Below are 15,942 nucleotides of genomic sequence, written 5' to 3' on the forward strand. Positions count from 1 at the left end.
ACGGAGCGAGAGGGCTCCGCCCCCTCGTGCTCCCCCGGGATATTTTTGAAGAGAAGAAGCAGGGCGTTTTTGTTAGATGCTTGCGCTTGGGGTTTTGTCCAATAGGATGGTAGCGCGATCAGGGGAGTGCTGACGGTGCGCGCGAATATCGGTGTATACGGGCTTGGTGTGATGGGCAGTGCTTTGGCGCTGAACCTTGCCGAGAAGGGCTTTGATGTTGCGGTGACCAACCGCGAGGTCAGCTGGATCGCCGACTTTGTTGCAGAGGTGGGGCCGTTGGCCGAGCGCCTGCATCCGCATTCTGAACTCGCTGCCTTTGTGTCAGGCCTGAAAACACCTCGGGTGATTCTGTTTATGATCCCGTCGGGCGCGCCTATGGATAGCATGATCGCGGCGGTCACGCCGTTGCTTGAGGCGGGTGATACGATCATCGACGGGGGCAACGCGAATTTTCACGATACGCGGCGACGCGCGCAAGCGCTGGCCCAGCAGGATCTGCACTTTGTCGGTATGGGCGTTTCGGGCGGCGAGAAGGGTGCGCGGTATGGGCCGTCCATGATGGTTGGTGGTACGGCGCATTCCTGGACCCAGCTTGAACCGATGTTGAGGGCTATTGCCGCGCAATATGAAGGCGTGCCTTGTGTGGCGCATCTGGGGCCTGACGGGGCGGGGCATTTTGTGAAGACCGTGCACAACGGGATTGAATATGCCGATATGCAAATGATCGCGGAGGCTTATGGGCTGATGCACTTCGGGCTTGGAATGAGTGCGCCGGAGATTGGTGCGCAGTTTGAGGCTTGGGATAAGGGACCGCTGCGCTCTTATCTTGTGGAAATCACAGGCGCGCTTTTGCAATACGAGGAGTCGGGCGTTCCGTTTGTCGACCATATCCGTGATGCGGCAGGTCAAAAAGGCACGGGACGCTGGACTGTGATCGAAGCGCTGCAGATGGGGCAGAGCGCGAGTATGATTGAAGCTGCCATTGGTGCGCGCAGCTGGTCGTCGGAAAAGGTCCTTCGCGCGCGGCTTGGCGTGCAATATGGCGCAGGGCGCGGCGCTGTTTCCGTCAGCTTGGATCAAATCGCGGATGCGTTGATGGCGGGGCGTATCTTGGCCTATGCGCAGGGCTTTCGCATTTTGAGGCAGGCTGCCGAGGAATATGACTGGCCGCTTGATTTTGCGCGGATTGCGCAAATTTGGCGGGCGGGCTGTATCATACGCGCGGCCTTGCTGGACGATATCGCCGAGGCTTTTGAGAACAGCGCCAGCCATGGCGGCCAGCTTTTGGAAGCGGAGGCGATTGCGGCCAAGCTTCAGGCTGCTCTGCCCGGCTTGCGGGCTGTTGCCGGCGCAGCGCTGGGTGAGGGGCATCCTGCGCCTGCCTTGAGCAGTGCTGTCAGCTTCTTTGACAGCCTGCGGATTGGCAGTGGCACGGCCAATATCATTCAGGCGCAGCGAGACTTTTTTGGCCGCCACGGTTTTGAGAGGCTTGACCAAGAGGGCAAGCATAATGGACCGTGGTGGGACTGAACGAAGCGCTAGGCTTAGTGTACGACGGCGGACAGAATATAGAAGATCAGCCCTGACATGACAGCGGCGGCGGGCACTGTGATGACCCATGCTGCGATGATTGTCATGAAGTGTGAACGGCGCACGAGCTTGCGACGGCGGCGCTCTTCTGGGGCAATACGCTGTGCATCTGGCATTGCAACCGTGCTGGCACGCATGCGCTTTGCGGCGTCCCATTCACGGAAGAAGCCAACGCCAAAGACTGCGCCCACGGCAATATGTGTCGAGGATACAGGCAGGCCGAGCCAGCTTGCGACGATCACTGTGATTGCGGCTGAGAGTGAGACGCAATAGGCGCGCATCGGGTTGAGCTTTGTGATCTGTGAGCCGACCATGCGGATCAGTTTGGGGCCAAAGAGGAAGAGGCCGAAGCTGATCCCGAAGGCGCCGATGATCATGACCCACATCGGGATCGCGACTTTGTCAGCAAAGCTGCCGTATTCGGCGGCGTGCACGATGGCGGCGAGGGGGCCAACCGCATTGTCTACATCATTGGCCCCGTGAGCGAAGCTGAGCAGTGCTGCCGAGATAACCAGTGGGATGCCGAAGAGGGTTTTGAGAGATTTGTTTCGGTTTTCAAGCCCTTCAGACTGACGGCGGATCAGTGGGATTGTTACAAGCCATGCCGCGACACCAAGCGCGAGGCCGATGGCCAGAGCTGTCGGAAGATCGATCTTCATGATGCGCTTGAGGCCCTTGAGGGCAAGGTATGAGGCGAAAGCGCCTGCCATGATACCAACAAGGATTGGAACCCACTTTTTGGCGGCTGCGATCTTGTCTTCTTGATAGATCACACGCGATTTGATCAGTGCGAGGAAGGCTGCGGCAATGGCTCCGCCCAGAACAGGAGAGATGACCCAGCTCGCGGCAATGGCGCTCATGGTGGGCCAGTTGACAGCGGAGAGGCCCGCGGCAGCGATGCCTGCGCCCATGACGCCACCGACAACAGAGTGTGTTGTCGAGACAGGCGCGCCGACCCATGTGGCGAGGTTGACCCAGAGCGCAGCAGAAATCAGCGCGGCCATCATCGCCCAGATGAACACATCGGCAGAGGCCATTGTAGAGGGGGCAATGATGCCTTTGGAAATTGTGGAGACCACATCACCGCCCGCGAGGAGCGCGCCGGCGCTTTCGAAGACAACGGCGATGGCGATGGCGCCGCTAAGGGTGAGCGCGTTGGCGCCAACGGCGGGGCCCATGTTGTTGGCGACATCGTTTGCGCCGATGTTGAGCGCCATGTAGGCGCCGAAGACGGCGGCGAGGATGACCACGTAGTTTTGCGGCTCAAAGCCGAAGAAGATTGCAGCGGACAGGCCAGCGAGGACCATAAAGGCAAGCGCTATGCCTGGGCCCATCATGGGGCGTGCAACATACTGGGTAGCATTTTCCAGATAGGATAGGCGGTGTAGGTCGCGGTCGAGTGTTTCGAGGTGATCGGCGTCGTGCTTATTGAAATCTGTCATTTTGCCCCCTTGGCGTTCCCGCTCGGTTAGAGAAGGTTGGGGCGTAATTCAATCAATTTGTCATAAAACTGATACAAAACTGTTACAAACTGCGCAGCATGTCCTGCAGCTGGGGCTCTTGCACCATGTTTGCGGCTTCTGCCGGGCTGACCCATTTGCGCTCGCGCTGGGAGGCTTCTGGGTAGTCATCGCGCATTTCGTTGACTTTCACGGAGAAGACCAATGTTTCAACTGCCACAGGTAGCCCGCCTTTGAGCTCTTTGTCATAATTGTAGAGACCAAGTGCTTTGCCCATGACCGTGCCTTTGCGCACGCCTGCTTCTTCCCAAGCTTCTTGCAGCGCGGCTTCAGAGGCGTTTTTGCCATCAATCGGCCAGCCCTTGGGAATGATCCAGCGGCCCGTATCCCGCGAGGTGACGAGGAGGATTTCTTTGTCGTCGGTGTCGTTGGCTTGCTTGTAGCACAATGCTGCGACTTGCAGCCGCTTTGGACGACGCAGAAACGGGCTGAGGAGTTCGCTCCAAGCTTTTTGGAATTGTTTATTCATAAGTGACTGACTAACTGCCGCGATTTTATTATTGATTAACACGCGTATACCACTTTTTTTCTGCAATTGCAAAGGCGGCGCTCAGGAGCGGCGTTTTGTACGCAGGGTAGGGTCTGCGTCGCGGGGGTCTTCGGGCCACGGGTGGCGGGGGTAGCGGCCACGCATGTCTTTGCGCACATCAGAATAGGAGCTATCCCAGAATGCGGGGATATCCATTGTGGTTTGCACGGGGCGCTGGGCGGGCGACAGGAGCGTGATGCGCAGAGGCTTGCCTGCGACTTGGGGGTGGGTGCGCTGGCCAAACATTTCCTGAATGCGCAGCGAGATTTCGGGGTCATTGCCCGCGTAATCAATCGGGATCTGACGGCCCAAGGGCGTGGTAAAATGAGCGGGGGCATGCTGAGCCAAGAGCTGGGTTTGTTCGTAGGTCAGCTGCGCTTGGAGCGCTGAATGGATGTCAAAGGACTTCCACTGCGCATCTGTTTTTACGCCTGTAAGATAAGGTGCGAGCCAAACCTCCAATGTCTCAAGGAGCGCTGTGTCGGACATATCGGGCATCTCGTGGTCTGCTTGCGTCAGAAGAGCAACGCGCGCGCGCAGGCGCTCGGCGGCAGGAGAGGGCTTGAGGCCGAGCTCGCGGATGCCGTCGCACATGGCGCGGGCTATGTTCTCTTGCGGCGCGTCTTTCCACATTCGCGATTGCAGGGCGAGTTGACCAAAGCGCTCTTCCTCCAGCGCCATCACGCGGCGCTCGCGGCGGGACCAATGACAAGAATTTTGCCATGTGATGTCGGGAGCGAAGACCTCACGCAGCTTGGCTTCTGATATCTGGAGCGCAGCGCGAATGCGGGCCTCGCGCGGGTGACCGTCGGTGTCTGTCACGACAAGCAGGCGGGCGGCGGCGAGTGGATCGTCATCGGCAAGATATATGCCTTTGCCGCCCGATGTGAGAAAGCGTGGCGCATCTCCTGTGCGGCGCAGTGCGATGCGATCAGGATAGGCGAGCGCGGCCATTTGAGCGGGAGAATAGGCTGTGGTGACATCGGGCGCTGTGCGGGCGAGGCGCTTGGCCTCGGTGCGGACTTGGGCAAGCGCGGCGTGATTGACCTGATGGGGCACAGCACGGGGGTTTTCCAGCGCTTTGAGGCGCAATGCGAGATCGGCGGGTGCGCCCTTGAGAATGTCGCGCTCACTCAGAAGTGCTGCGACGGGTGCGGCGGTTTTGCCCGCGAGGGCGAGCATATGGCCAAGGCGCGGGTGTACGGGTAGGGCCGCGAGCATGCGGCCATGAGCTGAAATGCGATGCTCTGTATCAAGCGCACCAAGGGCCTGAAGGAGGCTTTGTGCCTCTGCGAGTGTGCCTTCGGGAGGAGCTGTGAGCAGGGGCAAATCAGCGCTGCCCCAAAGGGCGAGTTCAAGGGCGAAGGGGGCAAGATCAGCCACCTCAATTTCAGCGGGTGCAAAGGCGGGCAGCGCGCCATCTTCGCCCTGTGTCCAGAGGCGATAGCAGGTGCCTGTCGCCACACGGCCCGCGCGGCCTTGGCGCTGGGTGGCTTCTGCACGGCTGACCTTTTCTGTAACGAGGCGGGAGAGGCCAGAGCCTGCGTCATAGCGCGCGCGGCGGGCGAGGCCTGCGTCAAGCACGACGCGGACATCTTCGATGGTCAGAGAAGTTTCGGCGATGGAGGTTGCTAATACGATTTTGCGGCCAGCCTTTGCGGGGCGGATGGCGGCTTGCTGATCCTTGAAGGGGAGTGCGCCGAAAAGCATGTGAACCGAAACGCCCTCGGGGACGCGTGTATCGAGCTGGGCGGCCGCGCGGCGAATTTCGCCTTCGCCCGGGAGGAACGCGAGGATGCCGCCCTCTGTCTCGGGCAGTACGCTGAGGATTTGCGCTGCCATGGCTTCGGCAATCCGTGCGCTCTTGGGAAGCGGCTTTTCAAGCCAACGGGTCTCAACAGGAAAGCTGCGGCCTTCGGATGTGACCACGGGTGCGCCGCCCATGAGCGCGACGACGGGGGCGGCATCTAGCGTGGCAGACATCACCAGCAGCCTGAGATCATCGCGCAGGGCTTCGCTGATTTCGAGGCAGAGGGCGAGGCCGAGATCGGCATTGAGCGAGCGTTCGTGGAACTCGTCAAAGATCACCATGCCCACGCCTGAAAGCTCTGGATCAGATTGCAACATGCGGGTGAGGATGCCCTCGGTGACAACTTCGACACGGGTTTGCTTGCTTGTCTTGCTTTCGCCGCGGATGCGGTAGCCGACTGTTGCCCCGACCTGCTCCCCGAGTGTGGAGGCCATATATTCGGCGGCGGAGCGTGCGGCGAGGCGGCGCGGCTCAAGCATGAGGATGCGGCCAGTGACGAGACCTGAACTCAGCAATGCAAGGGGCACTACTGTTGTTTTACCCGCGCCGGGAGGGGCTTGAAGCACCGCGCGCGTGCCGCTTTGAAACGCGGCGAGGAGCGCGGGGAGCGCATCATGGATCGGCAAGTTTTGCATGTCCCTTTGGAGCATGGCGCGGGCTGGACAATCAAGCGGCAAAGAGGGCATATTTTGGCGCATGGATATTGAAGCAGTAGCCGACCGAATTTTGGATGGGGACCGCCGCGCTCTGGCGCGGGCGATTACGCTTGTGGAAAGTGGCCGCGAAGACCACCGCGCGGAGGCCCGTGCCCTTCTGGAGCGCCTGAAGGGGGCAGGGCGGCAAGCCTTGCGGATCGGACTTTCGGGCACGCCAGGCGTGGGCAAGTCGACGTTTATCGAAAGCTTTGGCTTGATGCTTGTGAAGGCAGGGTTGCGCGTTGCTGTGCTGGCTGTTGACCCAAGCTCGGCGCGCTCTGGAGGGTCTATTTTGGGCGATAAGACTCGGATGGAGTTTCTGAGCCGAGAGCCTGCGGCGTTTATCCGCCCCTCGCCCAGCCAGACCCAGCTTGGGGGTGTGGCACGGCGCACGCGGGAAGCTGTTGCACTCTGTGAGGCGGCTGGGTTTGATGTTGTCTTGATCGAAACTGTTGGCGTGGGCCAGTCGGAGACTGTTGTTGCGGAAATGTCTGATCTCTTTGTGTTGTTGCTGGCCCCTGCAGGGGGCGACGAGCTTCAGGGTGTGAAGCGCGGCATTATGGAGATGGCTGACCTGATCCTTGTGAATAAGGCGGATGGTGATCTGAAATCGGCGGCGACACGGACCTGCGCGGACTATTCGGGCGCGCTGAGGCTTTTGCGCAAGCGGGCTCAAGACCCTGAAGGCTACCCGAAGGCTATGACTGTTTCGGCGCTGGAAGAGCATGGGTTGTCTGTGGCTTGGGAGGCGATGTGCGAGCTTAATGATTGGCGGCGCGCCAATGGGCATTTTGATGGAACACGCGCGCGACAGGCGCGGCATTGGTTTGCTGAAGATGTACGCCAAGGGCTATTGGCGCGGCTGCAAACAGGCGAGATGCGCAGTGTGATGGATGCGCTTGCGGCAGAGGTTGAGGCCGGGCAGATGACCCCCTCGGCCGCGGCGGCAGAGGCGCTTGAAAAGCTTGGCGGCTAAGCGCGGCTTTCGGAAAGATTGAACAAGGGTTTTGGGCGGGCGAAAAATGCCCCATGCCTGCGGCGCATGTGGGCCGCATGTGCTTGATTTGTCCGCAATTGCGCCGCCAGAATTGTTCTCCGAAATAGGAGTGCAACCATGGCCATCCGCTATTTGAAATCATCCGACACCACCGCCGAAGCGCAAGCCGGCGCAGATGTGCGCGACACCGTTTCTGTGATGTTGGCGCGGATCAAGGCGGGGGGCGAAGCGGCGGCCCTTGATTATTCCAAGCGCCTTGATGGTTGGGATGGCGATATTGTGGTCACTGAAGCGGCTGTTGCGCAAGCTGTGCGGGCTGTTCCGCAAGGGCTCAAGGATGATATTGCTTGGGCGCATGACAATATCCGCCGCTTTGCCGAGGCCCAGCTGGCGACGGTGAGCGAAATGGAAATAGAGCTGCGGCCCGGGCTTTTTGCGGGGCAAAAGCTTATTCCTCTGCACGCTGCGGGGGCTTATGTGCCTGGGGGGCGTTATGCGCATATTGCCAGCGCGTTGATGACCATCACGACGGCAAAGGTGGCGAGGGTCAGTCACATTACGGCGTGTTCACCGCCAAAGCCTGGCCAAGGCATTCACCCAGCGATCCTTTATGCGATGCAGCTTGCGGGCGCGGACCGCATTCTTGCAATGGGGGGTGTGCAAGGGGTTGCTGCGATGGCGGGGGGGCTGTTTGGCGCGGCGCCCGCGGATATCCTGATCGGACCGGGGAACGCATATGTTGCCGAAGCCAAGCGGCAGATGTTTGGCCCTGTGGGCATTGATATGATTGCGGGACCGACCGACAGCATGGTGATTGCGGACGGATGTGCGGACGCTTATACTGTGGCTTGGGATCTCGTGTCTCAGGCGGAGCATGGGCACAATTCGCCCGTTTGGCTTGTCAGTGACAATGGGGCGTTTGCGCAGTTTGTTATGAAGCTTGTGCCGCAGCTTATGGCGGAGCTGCCCGAGAGCAACCGTGCGGCGGCGGAGGCAGCGTGGTGGGATCTTGGCGAAGTGATCTTATGTGACACGCGTGAGGAGATGGCCGAGGTGGCCAACCGATACGGGCCTGAGCATTTGCACGTGCAGGCGGCTGAGCTTGACTGGTGGTCTGATGCGCTGACGTCTTATGGCTCGCTGTTTTTGGGTGAGGAGACGACTGTCAGCTTTGGGGACAAAGCGGCCGGGCCGAACCATACGCTGCCCACATCAGGCGCGGCGCGATATACGGGCGGGCTTTCTGTGCATAAGTTTCTTAAAACCGTAACGTGGCAACGCGTTCAGGCCAAAGCTTTGCCAGAGCTTGCGCAAGTGACAGCGAGTATTTCTCGCCATGAGGGCATGGAGGGCCACGCGCGTGCAGCCGATATCAGGCTTGAGAAGCAACGCGCCAAACTGAGACTGGCGGCGGGCTGAAGAAGCGTACCTTCCGAGCTGCTTTAGCCGCAGATCTGCTCCGCGGTGTCTGCGTATTCGCGGTACTTTTTCCAGAAACGTTCGTTGTTTGGATTGTCCGACTGGCGAATGTCCTGCGCTTTTTGGGGATTGCTGTAAAAGGACGCTGCGAGCGACTGATCGCGGCCAGAGAGGCTCATATCGGCGACGGCTTGGATGCAGCCGCAGAGCTGACGTGAGCGTGCTTTGCGATCGGACATCAGGCAGGCGCGGGAAATTGGTCCAGAGGCGGAACCGACAGCAATAGGCGCTTTGGGTGCGTAGCGTGCGGCGGATTTGTAACCCCCTCCCCCACAAGACGCGATAAGCGCAAGGGAGGCCAGGGCGGTAAACGTGATCTTGAAACTCATGGAAACTGCTCTCTTTGAGGCTTTTCAGCCCATTTTGTTCAATATGGCCGAATTTACGCTGATTTTCAATGACAAGCGCGTGAAGTCTTGCGCTTTGGCTGCGCCAAATCGCCCGAGGGCGCCTCGGCTCTGACGGGCCTCGGCGCGGGCGCTTTAATTGCTGATGGATGTCCGTGTGGTTGGGGGCGGATTCGGATATTTTGGGAAAGAGGAATGGGGTGGCTTGTACTTCTTTTGATGGGGTGGGTGATATTGGAACCGCAATTTCGAATTTGCAATCGTCTGGGGGCTTGCTCGACTGCAAGGTAGCTTGACGAGGCAGGGATTCCACATCATATCCCAATCCATGACAGACCTTACACACATACGCAATTTCTCGATCGTGGCGCATATTGACCACGGGAAATCCACGCTTGCTGACCGGCTTATTCAGGAGACGAATACAGTCGCTGCTAGGGATATGAAGGAGCAGATGCTGGATGCGATGGACATCGAGCGCGAGCGTGGGATTACGATCAAGGCGAACACCGTGCGGATCGAATATACTGCGCAGAATGGTGAGAATTATGTGCTCAATCTGATCGACACGCCGGGGCATGTCGACTTTGCTTATGAGGTCTCCCGCTCGATGCGCGCGGTTGAGGGCTCTTTGCTTGTTGTGGACAGCACTCAGGGCGTCGAAGCGCAGACGCTGGCCAACGTCTATCAGGCGATTGATGCGGACCACGAGATTGTGCCTGTGCTCAACAAGATCGACTTGCCTGCGAGCGAATGTGACCGTGTGGCCGAGCAGATCGAAGATGTGATCGGGATTGACGCTTCAGGCGCAATCCGTGTTTCGGCAAAGACCGGTGTTGGCATCAAGGAAACGCTTGAGGCCGTCGTCAATCTTTTGCCTGCGCCCAAGGGCGACCGCGCGGCGCCGCTCAAGGCGATGCTCGTGGACAGCTGGTATGACAGTTATCTTGGCGTGATTGTTCTGGTGCGGATCATGGATGGGATGCTCAAGAAGGGTGACACCATCATGATGATGCAAAACGGCTCCAAGCACCATGTGGACCGTATCGGTGTCTTCCGCCCCGCTATGCAGCCTGTGGACGAGCTAGGACCAGGGGAGATCGGCTTTCTGACTGCTTCCATCAAGCAGGTGCGTGACACCAAGGTGGGCGACACGATCACCCATGACAAACGCCCCACGGAAAAGGCGCTGCCGGGCTTTAAGCCCTCTGTGCCTGTTGTGTTCTGTGGCTTGTTCCCTGTGGACAGTGCCGAGTTTGAAGACCTGCGCGACGCGATTGAAAAGCTGGCGCTCAATGATGCGAGCTTTAGCTACGAGATGGAAACATCTGCGGCGCTGGGCTTTGGCTTTCGCTGTGGGTTCCTCGGGCTTTTGCACCTTGAGGTGATCCGCGACCGTATCGAGCGCGAGTATGACATTGAACTCATCACCACCGCGCCGAGCGTTATTTACCACGTTTATATGAAAGACGGCACGATGCAGGAGTTGCACAACCCTGCGGATATGCCCGACCTCACGTATGTGGACCACTTGGAAGAGCCGCGCATCAAGGCGACGATCCTTGTACCTGATGAATACCTCGGGGACGTTTTGAAGCTTTGCCAAGACCGTCGCGGTATCCAGATGGACCTGACCTATGCGGGCAGCCGTGCCATGGTGGTCTATGACTTGCCACTCAACGAGGTTGTGTTTGATTTCTACGACCGTCTGAAGAGCGTGACCAAGGGCTACGCGAGCTTTGACTATCAGATGCTGGGGTATCGCGAGGATTACCTCGTGAAGATGTCGATCCTTGTGAATGACGAGCCTGTGGACGCCTTGAGCACTATGGTGCACCGCGACCGCGCCGATACGCGCGGGCGGGCGATGGTTGAGAAGCTCAAGGATCTGATCCCGCGGCACATGTTCAAAATCCCGATTCAGGCGGCGATTGGCGGCAAGGTGATTGCCCGCGAAACGCTGTCTGCGATGCGTAAGGACGTAACGGCGAAGTGCTATGGCGGCGACGCCTCACGCAAGCGCAAGCTTCTGGACAAGCAGAAGGCCGGTAAGAAGAAAATGCGCCAGTTCGGGAAAGTAGATATCCCGCAGGAAGCGTTTATTTCGGCGTTGAAGATGGATGGGTAGACACCGTCAGACCATCGCTAGAGTTCTTACGGGGCTATCAGTCATTGGTGCATTGATTTGGCTGCTCTGGCCTTCTGAGTGGAGCAAAGTTTAACCTGAACCACTACTCGCAGTTTGCACAGCCTTGGTTGTTTGGTTGCTAACAGAAGTAAAACAAAGCGAGGAAGTCATTGAGTTCTCCGCAACGCCTAATGATGTTCGTGTGTCTAAAGAGCTGTTGAAGCTTCATAAAAACCAGTTTCGAATTTTGCTGAACGGTACTGATCTTTGGATGTTTCTTGACGATGAAATTTATCGCAAGGCCTTTCACTTGGAGAATCGTAGGGATCGTGGAGATTTAGAATTCCAGAACAAGCGTTTGGACACCCAGTTGGAGGAGTTCATGGTTTTTCTATCGAAGTTCAATCGGCACGTGGCTCAGCATACGACGCCGGAGGATGTAGCGGGCCGCGCTCACATAGGTTACAAGCCCATTGGGGCAGTTCAGGACGATGAGTATCAACGGCGTCGCTTGCTTTCACAAGAAGCGAACTCGCTAGCTGATGAGGCGTGGAGAGCCTATGAGAAATTGATACCTTCGATCAAGATTGAAACCCCAGAGGCCCTGAGCTAACTTTTGTTCATCTTATACATGGTTGTTCGTATACAGCGAAGGGCTGTCAGCGCGGAATCAAGGCCGTAGGCCGCCGCGCATCGCCAGACCGTCCCTTGGGCTGGCGATTTGGTGAGGGCAGCGCAGGGATTGAGGTCTTTCGGATTTGGCTGGGATAAAGTGCGTCTCACAAGCGTAGGGTCGCCTGCCCACGGTCTGGCGATGCGCTTCCTCCCCCCCTTGACCCAAATCAAAGCACGCTCCCCCGATCCGTCTCATGTTTCTCTAGAAACCCAACGGGAGGCGGACATGGACATTGAACTCGCAAAGCAGACTCTTCTGGCGCGGCGGGCGGAGTTGACGGCGCATTTGCATGCGGTTGAGGACCAGCTGGACGAGCCGCTCTCCAAGGACTGGGAAGACCGCTCGGCCGAGCGGCAGGGCGACGAGGTTCTTGAGGCGCTGGGCGCGCAGGAGCTGGCCGAGGTGCACCAGATCGATGCGGCTTTGGCGCGGGTTGAGGCGGGCACTTATGGCGAGTGTGTCAAATGTGGTGGCGAGATTGCTGCCGCACGGCTTGCGCTCCTTCCTGCCACGCCGCTTTGTGCAAAGTGTGCGACGTAGCGACGGAACGGGCGCTCGGCTGCGTATAAGCCATAAGCACGGTATTTTTTGGAGAGGCGGATATGGCTTACAAACGGATTCAGATTGTTTTGCATTGGGTGGTATTTGTGCTGATTGCTTGGCAGTTTATCGGCCATGAGCCGATCCGTGACGCCTTTGATCTCTGGATGAAGGAGGGGGTATTTGCGCCCTCGATTATGGTCGTTGGTCATGTGGTGGGCGGTATGCTTGTGCTCGTCCTTGCGCTTTGGCGTCTGGGCCTGCGGCGCAAGCACGGTGTGCCGCCTTTGCCAGAAGAAGAGGGGCCGCTGGGCCGCGCGCTGGGGCATCTCACGCATGGGGCGCTATATGCGCTGATGCTGCTTATGCCAGTGTCGGGCGCTGTGGCTTGGTTTGGCTCTAGTGAGAGCGCGGCCTATGCCCATGGTTTGCTACGCTTTGGGATGCTTGGCTTTGTTGCGCTGCATGTGGTGGGCGCGCTTTATCATCAGTTTGTACTCAAGGATAATCTGATGGCGCGGATGAAGCGCACGCGGTAGCCCAATCTGACCCAGATCAAAGAACTGCACCTTTTGGAGGCGTAGACTCACTTCAGATGCTATGCCACTGAAAGGGACAGCTATGCTCCGTATTGCGCTTATTTTTCATTTGTTTATCGGTACGACGCCTGCGGGCATCGCCATGGTTGCGGCTCTGACGATGGGTTATGATACGTTGCAGCCTGTGTTGCTGTCGGCGTTGCTCGGGTTTCTCGTGTCGATCCCTGTGACATGGTATATCGCAAAAGCGGTCTATGAGAACACGTGAAGACATTGCCTGAGCGAGCCTATAAGGCGGGGCAACTCAAGAGAAGGATTGCCCAATGACCTGCCCGCTTTGCTCTGCTGATACTGACTTGATTGCGATTGATGTGGACGGTGGACCGTTTGGTGCGCAAGCTGAAGTTTGTGCGCTTTGCGCCGAACAGATCGCAGGCGAGCCTGACGCCAACCACTGGCGTGGTCTTGCTTCGGCGATGTGGAGTGAGGAGCCTGCAGTTCAGGTGATCGCGGCACGGATGCTGAAGCGGCTGTCTGGCGAAGGCTGGGCGCAAGATCTGGCTGAGCAGCTTTACCTGGACGACGAGACGCAGGCTTGGGCGGATAATATCGCCGCCGCCTCAGACCATAAGGACGCCAACGGCGCGCCGCTTGCGCAGGGCGATACTGTTGTTTTGATCAAGGATCTTCCTGTCAAAGGCGCAGGGTTTATGGCCAAGCGTGGCACAGCTGTGCGCGGGATCAGTCTTGTGGCGGACAACCCCGAGCACATCGAAGGCCGCGTGGAGGGCCAGCGGATTATTATCCTCACGCAGTATGTGAAGAAGAAATAGCGCCTCTCGTTTTCTGCGCTCTTTATCTTTTGCTCGTGGACAAACTATGAGAGGCTCCCCGCAAAAGAGGGAGACCCTACGTGGCCGATTATCTATTCGAACCCGCCGAAGTTTTTGCACTTGAGGTGAAGGGTGATGCCAAACTTTATCCGCTGCGACGCATTTTCTGTGTGGGGCGCAACTATGCCGCCCATGCGGCTGAGATGGGTAATGAAGTCGACCGCGAGGCGCCGTGGTATTTCACCAAGCAGGTGGCGCATGCTGTAACGAGTGGTGCGGTGCTACCTTATCCGCCAGGGACAGAGAATTATCATCATGAGATGGAGCTGGCCTTTGTGCTTGGTGCGTCTGTTTTTCGCGCCAGTGCAACCGAAGCGCAGGCGGCGATTTATGGCTATGGGTGCGCACTTGATATGACGCGGCGGGACCGTCAGCAGGACGGCAAGGACAACCGCAGACCATGGTCTCTTGGGAAGGATGTGGAAGGCTCGGCTGTGGTTGGTTCGCTGACCAAAGCTGAGGCATTTGGTGCTGTGGAGGATCAGCGCATTTACCTTGAGGTGAATGGCGTGACACGGCAGGACGCCAGCCTTAAGGAAATGGTCTGGAGCTGCGGTGAGATCGTTGCGCATCTGTCGCGGTACTATCATCTCGGTGCGGGTGACATCATCCTGACAGGAACGCCTGCGGGCGTTGGACCTGTGGTTGCGGGGGATAGTATCAGAGGCGGGATTGAGGGGCTGGAGGGCGTAAGCCTGACGCTCGGCACCGCTGATTAGGGCATGACACGCAATCTGCCGGATAGTGAAGTCTCGCCCTCATGCGACGGCGTTGCACGAGGCTATGCTTGGCTGGCTGACGCCTTTGGCGGTTGATCTTGTCATTTCCACTGAGGGGCACGGTGAGATTGGCTTGATGATTGTGCCGGACCGTGAGGTTTTTGTGCAGAATGGAATGAGCCTTGATGAGGCGGGTGGCGTGATGATCTGTACGCGGGCTTTGGCGGCGCTGCGCGAGCGGCTCACCGACTGGAACGCTGCAGAGCGCGGGGCGAGCCATCAGATTGGTGCGGCGCTGTTTTTAGCGGAGCCGCCTCAGCTTGGTGAAGGGGAGGTGAGCGCGAAAGGCGACCTCAACGGCCATAAGATTATGGCGCGGCGGGCGGATATTTTGGATGCGCTTTATGAAGGCCGTGCGGGTGTGGTACGCTTGTGACAAATGAAAAAGGCGCAGCCCGCAAGCTGCGCCTTTTCCTTTGGATTTGCAGTGAGACTTAGGCCAGATCGAAGCGGTCTGCGTTCATCACTTTTGTCCATGCGGAGACGAAATCGGCCACGAACTTCTCTGCGTTGTCGTCTTGAGCGTAAAGCTCGGAGATTGCACGCAGCTGTGAGTTTGAGCCGAACACGAGATCAACGCGTGTGCCTGTCCACTTCACTTTGCCAGACGTGTCGCGGCCTTCATAGACGCCGTCACCAGCAGGGGACCATGTGATGCCCATATCGGTGATGTTGCGGAAGAAGTCGTTTGTCAGCTTGCCGGGTGTTTCTGTGAAGACACCGTGGCAGGCCGAACCGTGCACGGCACCAAGGGCGCGCAGGCCGCCGACGAGTACCGTCATCTCAGGCGCTGTGAGCGTCAGAAGCTGGGCGCGATCCACAAGCATGGCTTCGGCGGCAATCGCGTATTCCTGCTTCTGGAAATTGCGGAAGCCGTCTGCTTCGGGCTCCATTGGATCAAAGCTGGCAGCGTCTGTTTGCTCTTCGGTTGCATCGGTGCGGCCGGCTGTGAATGGCACGGAGACGCCTGATGCAGCCTCGATGGCAGCAACGCCACCAAGGACGATCAGATCGGCAAGAGAAACCTGCGCGCCGCCCGCTGCATTGAACTCGGCTTGCACCGCTTCAATGGCGGCGAGCGCTTTGGCGAGCGCTTCTGGCTCGTTGGCAACCCAACCGTTTTGCGGAGCAAGACGGATGCGTGCGCCGTTGGCACCGCCGCGCATGTCCGACGCGCGGAATGTGCTGGCAGAAGCCCAAGCAGTTTTGACCAGCTCGGCTGTCGAGAGGCCACATGCAAGCAACTTGGCTTTGAGCGCGGTTACATCCGCATCAGACACGGGTGTGCCTGTGGCGGCGTGAAGCGGATCTTGCCAGATCAGGTCTTCGGCAGGAACCTCGGAACCGAGGTAGCGCACTTTTGGTCCCATATCACGGTGTGTGAGCTTGAACCATGCGCGCGCCCAAGCGTCGGCAAATT

Annotated in this window: 16 protein-coding genes; 11 read left to right on the forward strand and 5 right to left on the reverse strand. The window is 58.5% G+C overall.

Annotated elements, in window-relative coordinates; all coding sequences use genetic code 11:
• The first annotated feature begins 129 nt into the window (after positions 1-129).
• Complete coding sequence (gndA, locus tag P8O11_RS02370; protein WP_300291275.1) at positions 130-1,530, forward strand: NADP-dependent phosphogluconate dehydrogenase; 1,401 nt, start codon at positions 130-132, stop codon at positions 1,528-1,530.
• A gap of 14 nt (positions 1,531-1,544) precedes the next feature.
• Here the strand turns inward: gndA and P8O11_RS02375 are convergent, their stop codons facing one another.
• From P8O11_RS02375 to hrpB, 3 genes are all read right to left on the reverse strand, one after another.
• Complete coding sequence (locus P8O11_RS02375) at positions 1,545-3,032, reverse strand: inorganic phosphate transporter (RefSeq protein ID WP_300291242.1); 1,488 nt, start codon at positions 3,030-3,032, stop codon at positions 1,545-1,547.
• Between the two features lie 82 nt (positions 3,033-3,114).
• Positions 3,115-3,579: an NUDIX hydrolase gene (locus tag P8O11_RS02380; RefSeq protein ID WP_089888825.1), complete on the reverse strand. Its 465-nt coding sequence runs from the start codon at positions 3,577-3,579 to the stop codon at positions 3,115-3,117.
• 81 nt (positions 3,580-3,660) lie between these two features.
• Positions 3,661-6,084, reverse strand: coding sequence for an ATP-dependent helicase HrpB (hrpB, locus tag P8O11_RS02385; protein WP_300291245.1), 2,424 nt, complete (start codon positions 6,082-6,084; stop codon positions 3,661-3,663).
• A 61-nt stretch (positions 6,085-6,145) separates the two neighbouring features.
• On the opposite strand from hrpB, the gene meaB reads away from it, so the two are divergent.
• Both meaB and hisD read left to right on the forward strand, forming a co-directional pair.
• Positions 6,146-7,120, forward strand: a complete 975-nt coding sequence (meaB, locus tag P8O11_RS02390; protein ID WP_300291247.1) for a methylmalonyl Co-A mutase-associated GTPase MeaB — start codon at positions 6,146-6,148, stop codon at positions 7,118-7,120.
• 138 nt (positions 7,121-7,258) lie between these two features.
• A complete protein-coding gene (gene hisD / locus P8O11_RS02395) occupies positions 7,259-8,560 on the forward strand; it encodes a histidinol dehydrogenase (protein WP_300291249.1) in 1,302 nt (433 codons plus the stop codon).
• 23 nt (positions 8,561-8,583) lie between these two features.
• Here hisD and P8O11_RS02400 read toward each other — a convergent pair whose 3' ends face one another.
• Entirely contained in the window at positions 8,584-8,949 is a 366-nt protein-coding gene (locus P8O11_RS02400; RefSeq protein ID WP_300291251.1) for an arginine transporter, read from the reverse strand.
• Positions 8,950-9,295: 346 nt separating this feature from the next.
• Here P8O11_RS02400 and lepA point away from each other — a divergent pair, with 346 nt between their 5' ends.
• From lepA to P8O11_RS02440, 8 genes are all read left to right on the forward strand, one after another.
• Positions 9,296-11,095, forward strand: a complete 1,800-nt coding sequence (gene lepA / locus P8O11_RS02405; RefSeq protein ID WP_300291253.1) for a translation elongation factor 4 — start codon at positions 9,296-9,298, stop codon at positions 11,093-11,095.
• Between the two features lie 136 nt (positions 11,096-11,231).
• Complete coding sequence (locus tag P8O11_RS02410; protein WP_300291255.1) at positions 11,232-11,708, forward strand: hypothetical protein; 477 nt, start codon at positions 11,232-11,234, stop codon at positions 11,706-11,708.
• Positions 11,709-11,996: 288 nt separating this feature from the next.
• A complete protein-coding gene (locus P8O11_RS02415; protein WP_300291257.1) occupies positions 11,997-12,311 on the forward strand; it encodes a TraR/DksA C4-type zinc finger protein in 315 nt (104 codons plus the stop codon).
• Positions 12,312-12,373: 62 nt separating this feature from the next.
• Positions 12,374-12,850, forward strand: coding sequence for a cytochrome b/b6 domain-containing protein (locus P8O11_RS02420; protein ID WP_300291259.1), 477 nt, complete (start codon positions 12,374-12,376; stop codon positions 12,848-12,850).
• A gap of 82 nt (positions 12,851-12,932) precedes the next feature.
• Positions 12,933-13,118: a CTP synthetase gene (locus P8O11_RS02425; RefSeq protein ID WP_300291261.1), complete on the forward strand. Its 186-nt coding sequence runs from the start codon at positions 12,933-12,935 to the stop codon at positions 13,116-13,118.
• A 55-nt stretch (positions 13,119-13,173) separates the two neighbouring features.
• Positions 13,174-13,683 carry an alkylphosphonate utilization protein gene (locus P8O11_RS02430; RefSeq protein WP_300291263.1) on the forward strand — a complete coding sequence of 170 codons (510 nt, stop codon included), beginning with the start codon at positions 13,174-13,176 and terminating at the stop codon, positions 13,681-13,683.
• Positions 13,684-13,763: 80 nt separating this feature from the next.
• Positions 13,764-14,462, forward strand: coding sequence for a fumarylacetoacetate hydrolase family protein (locus tag P8O11_RS02435; RefSeq protein WP_300291265.1), 699 nt, complete (start codon positions 13,764-13,766; stop codon positions 14,460-14,462).
• A gap of 25 nt (positions 14,463-14,487) precedes the next feature.
• Complete coding sequence (locus tag P8O11_RS02440; RefSeq protein WP_300291267.1) at positions 14,488-14,898, forward strand: hypothetical protein; 411 nt, start codon at positions 14,488-14,490, stop codon at positions 14,896-14,898.
• A gap of 58 nt (positions 14,899-14,956) precedes the next feature.
• Here P8O11_RS02440 and P8O11_RS02445 read toward each other — a convergent pair.
• On the reverse strand, positions 14,957-15,942 hold a 986-nt coding region (locus P8O11_RS02445), incomplete at its 5' end, for a peroxidase family protein (RefSeq protein ID WP_367186819.1).

This window comes from Lentibacter sp. (assembly GCF_029254145.1).
Lineage (GTDB): Bacteria > Pseudomonadota > Alphaproteobacteria > Rhodobacterales > Rhodobacteraceae > Lentibacter.

Excerpts from the sequence above, each read along its gene's own strand:
- P8O11_RS02375 (WP_300291242.1), bottom strand. The coding sequence starts at position 3,032 with ATGACAGATTTCAATAAGCACGACGCCGATCACCTCGAAACACTCGAC.
- P8O11_RS02380 (WP_089888825.1), bottom strand. The coding sequence starts at position 3,579 with ATGAATAAACAATTCCAAAAAGCTTGGAGCGAACTCCTCAGCCCGTTT.
- hrpB (WP_300291245.1), bottom strand. The coding sequence starts at position 6,084 with ATGCAAAACTTGCCGATCCATGATGCGCTCCCCGCGCTCCTCGCCGCG.
- meaB (WP_300291247.1), top strand. The coding sequence starts at position 6,146 with ATGGATATTGAAGCAGTAGCCGACCGAATTTTGGATGGGGACCGCCGC.
- hisD (WP_300291249.1), top strand. The coding sequence starts at position 7,259 with ATGGCCATCCGCTATTTGAAATCATCCGACACCACCGCCGAAGCGCAA.
- P8O11_RS02400 (WP_300291251.1), bottom strand. The coding sequence starts at position 8,949 with ATGAGTTTCAAGATCACGTTTACCGCCCTGGCCTCCCTTGCGCTTATC.
- lepA (WP_300291253.1), top strand. The coding sequence starts at position 9,296 with ATGACAGACCTTACACACATACGCAATTTCTCGATCGTGGCGCATATT.
- P8O11_RS02415 (WP_300291257.1), top strand. The coding sequence starts at position 11,997 with ATGGACATTGAACTCGCAAAGCAGACTCTTCTGGCGCGGCGGGCGGAG.
- P8O11_RS02420 (WP_300291259.1), top strand. The coding sequence starts at position 12,374 with ATGGCTTACAAACGGATTCAGATTGTTTTGCATTGGGTGGTATTTGTG.
- P8O11_RS02425 (WP_300291261.1), top strand. The coding sequence starts at position 12,933 with ATGCTCCGTATTGCGCTTATTTTTCATTTGTTTATCGGTACGACGCCT.
- P8O11_RS02430 (WP_300291263.1), top strand. The coding sequence starts at position 13,174 with ATGACCTGCCCGCTTTGCTCTGCTGATACTGACTTGATTGCGATTGAT.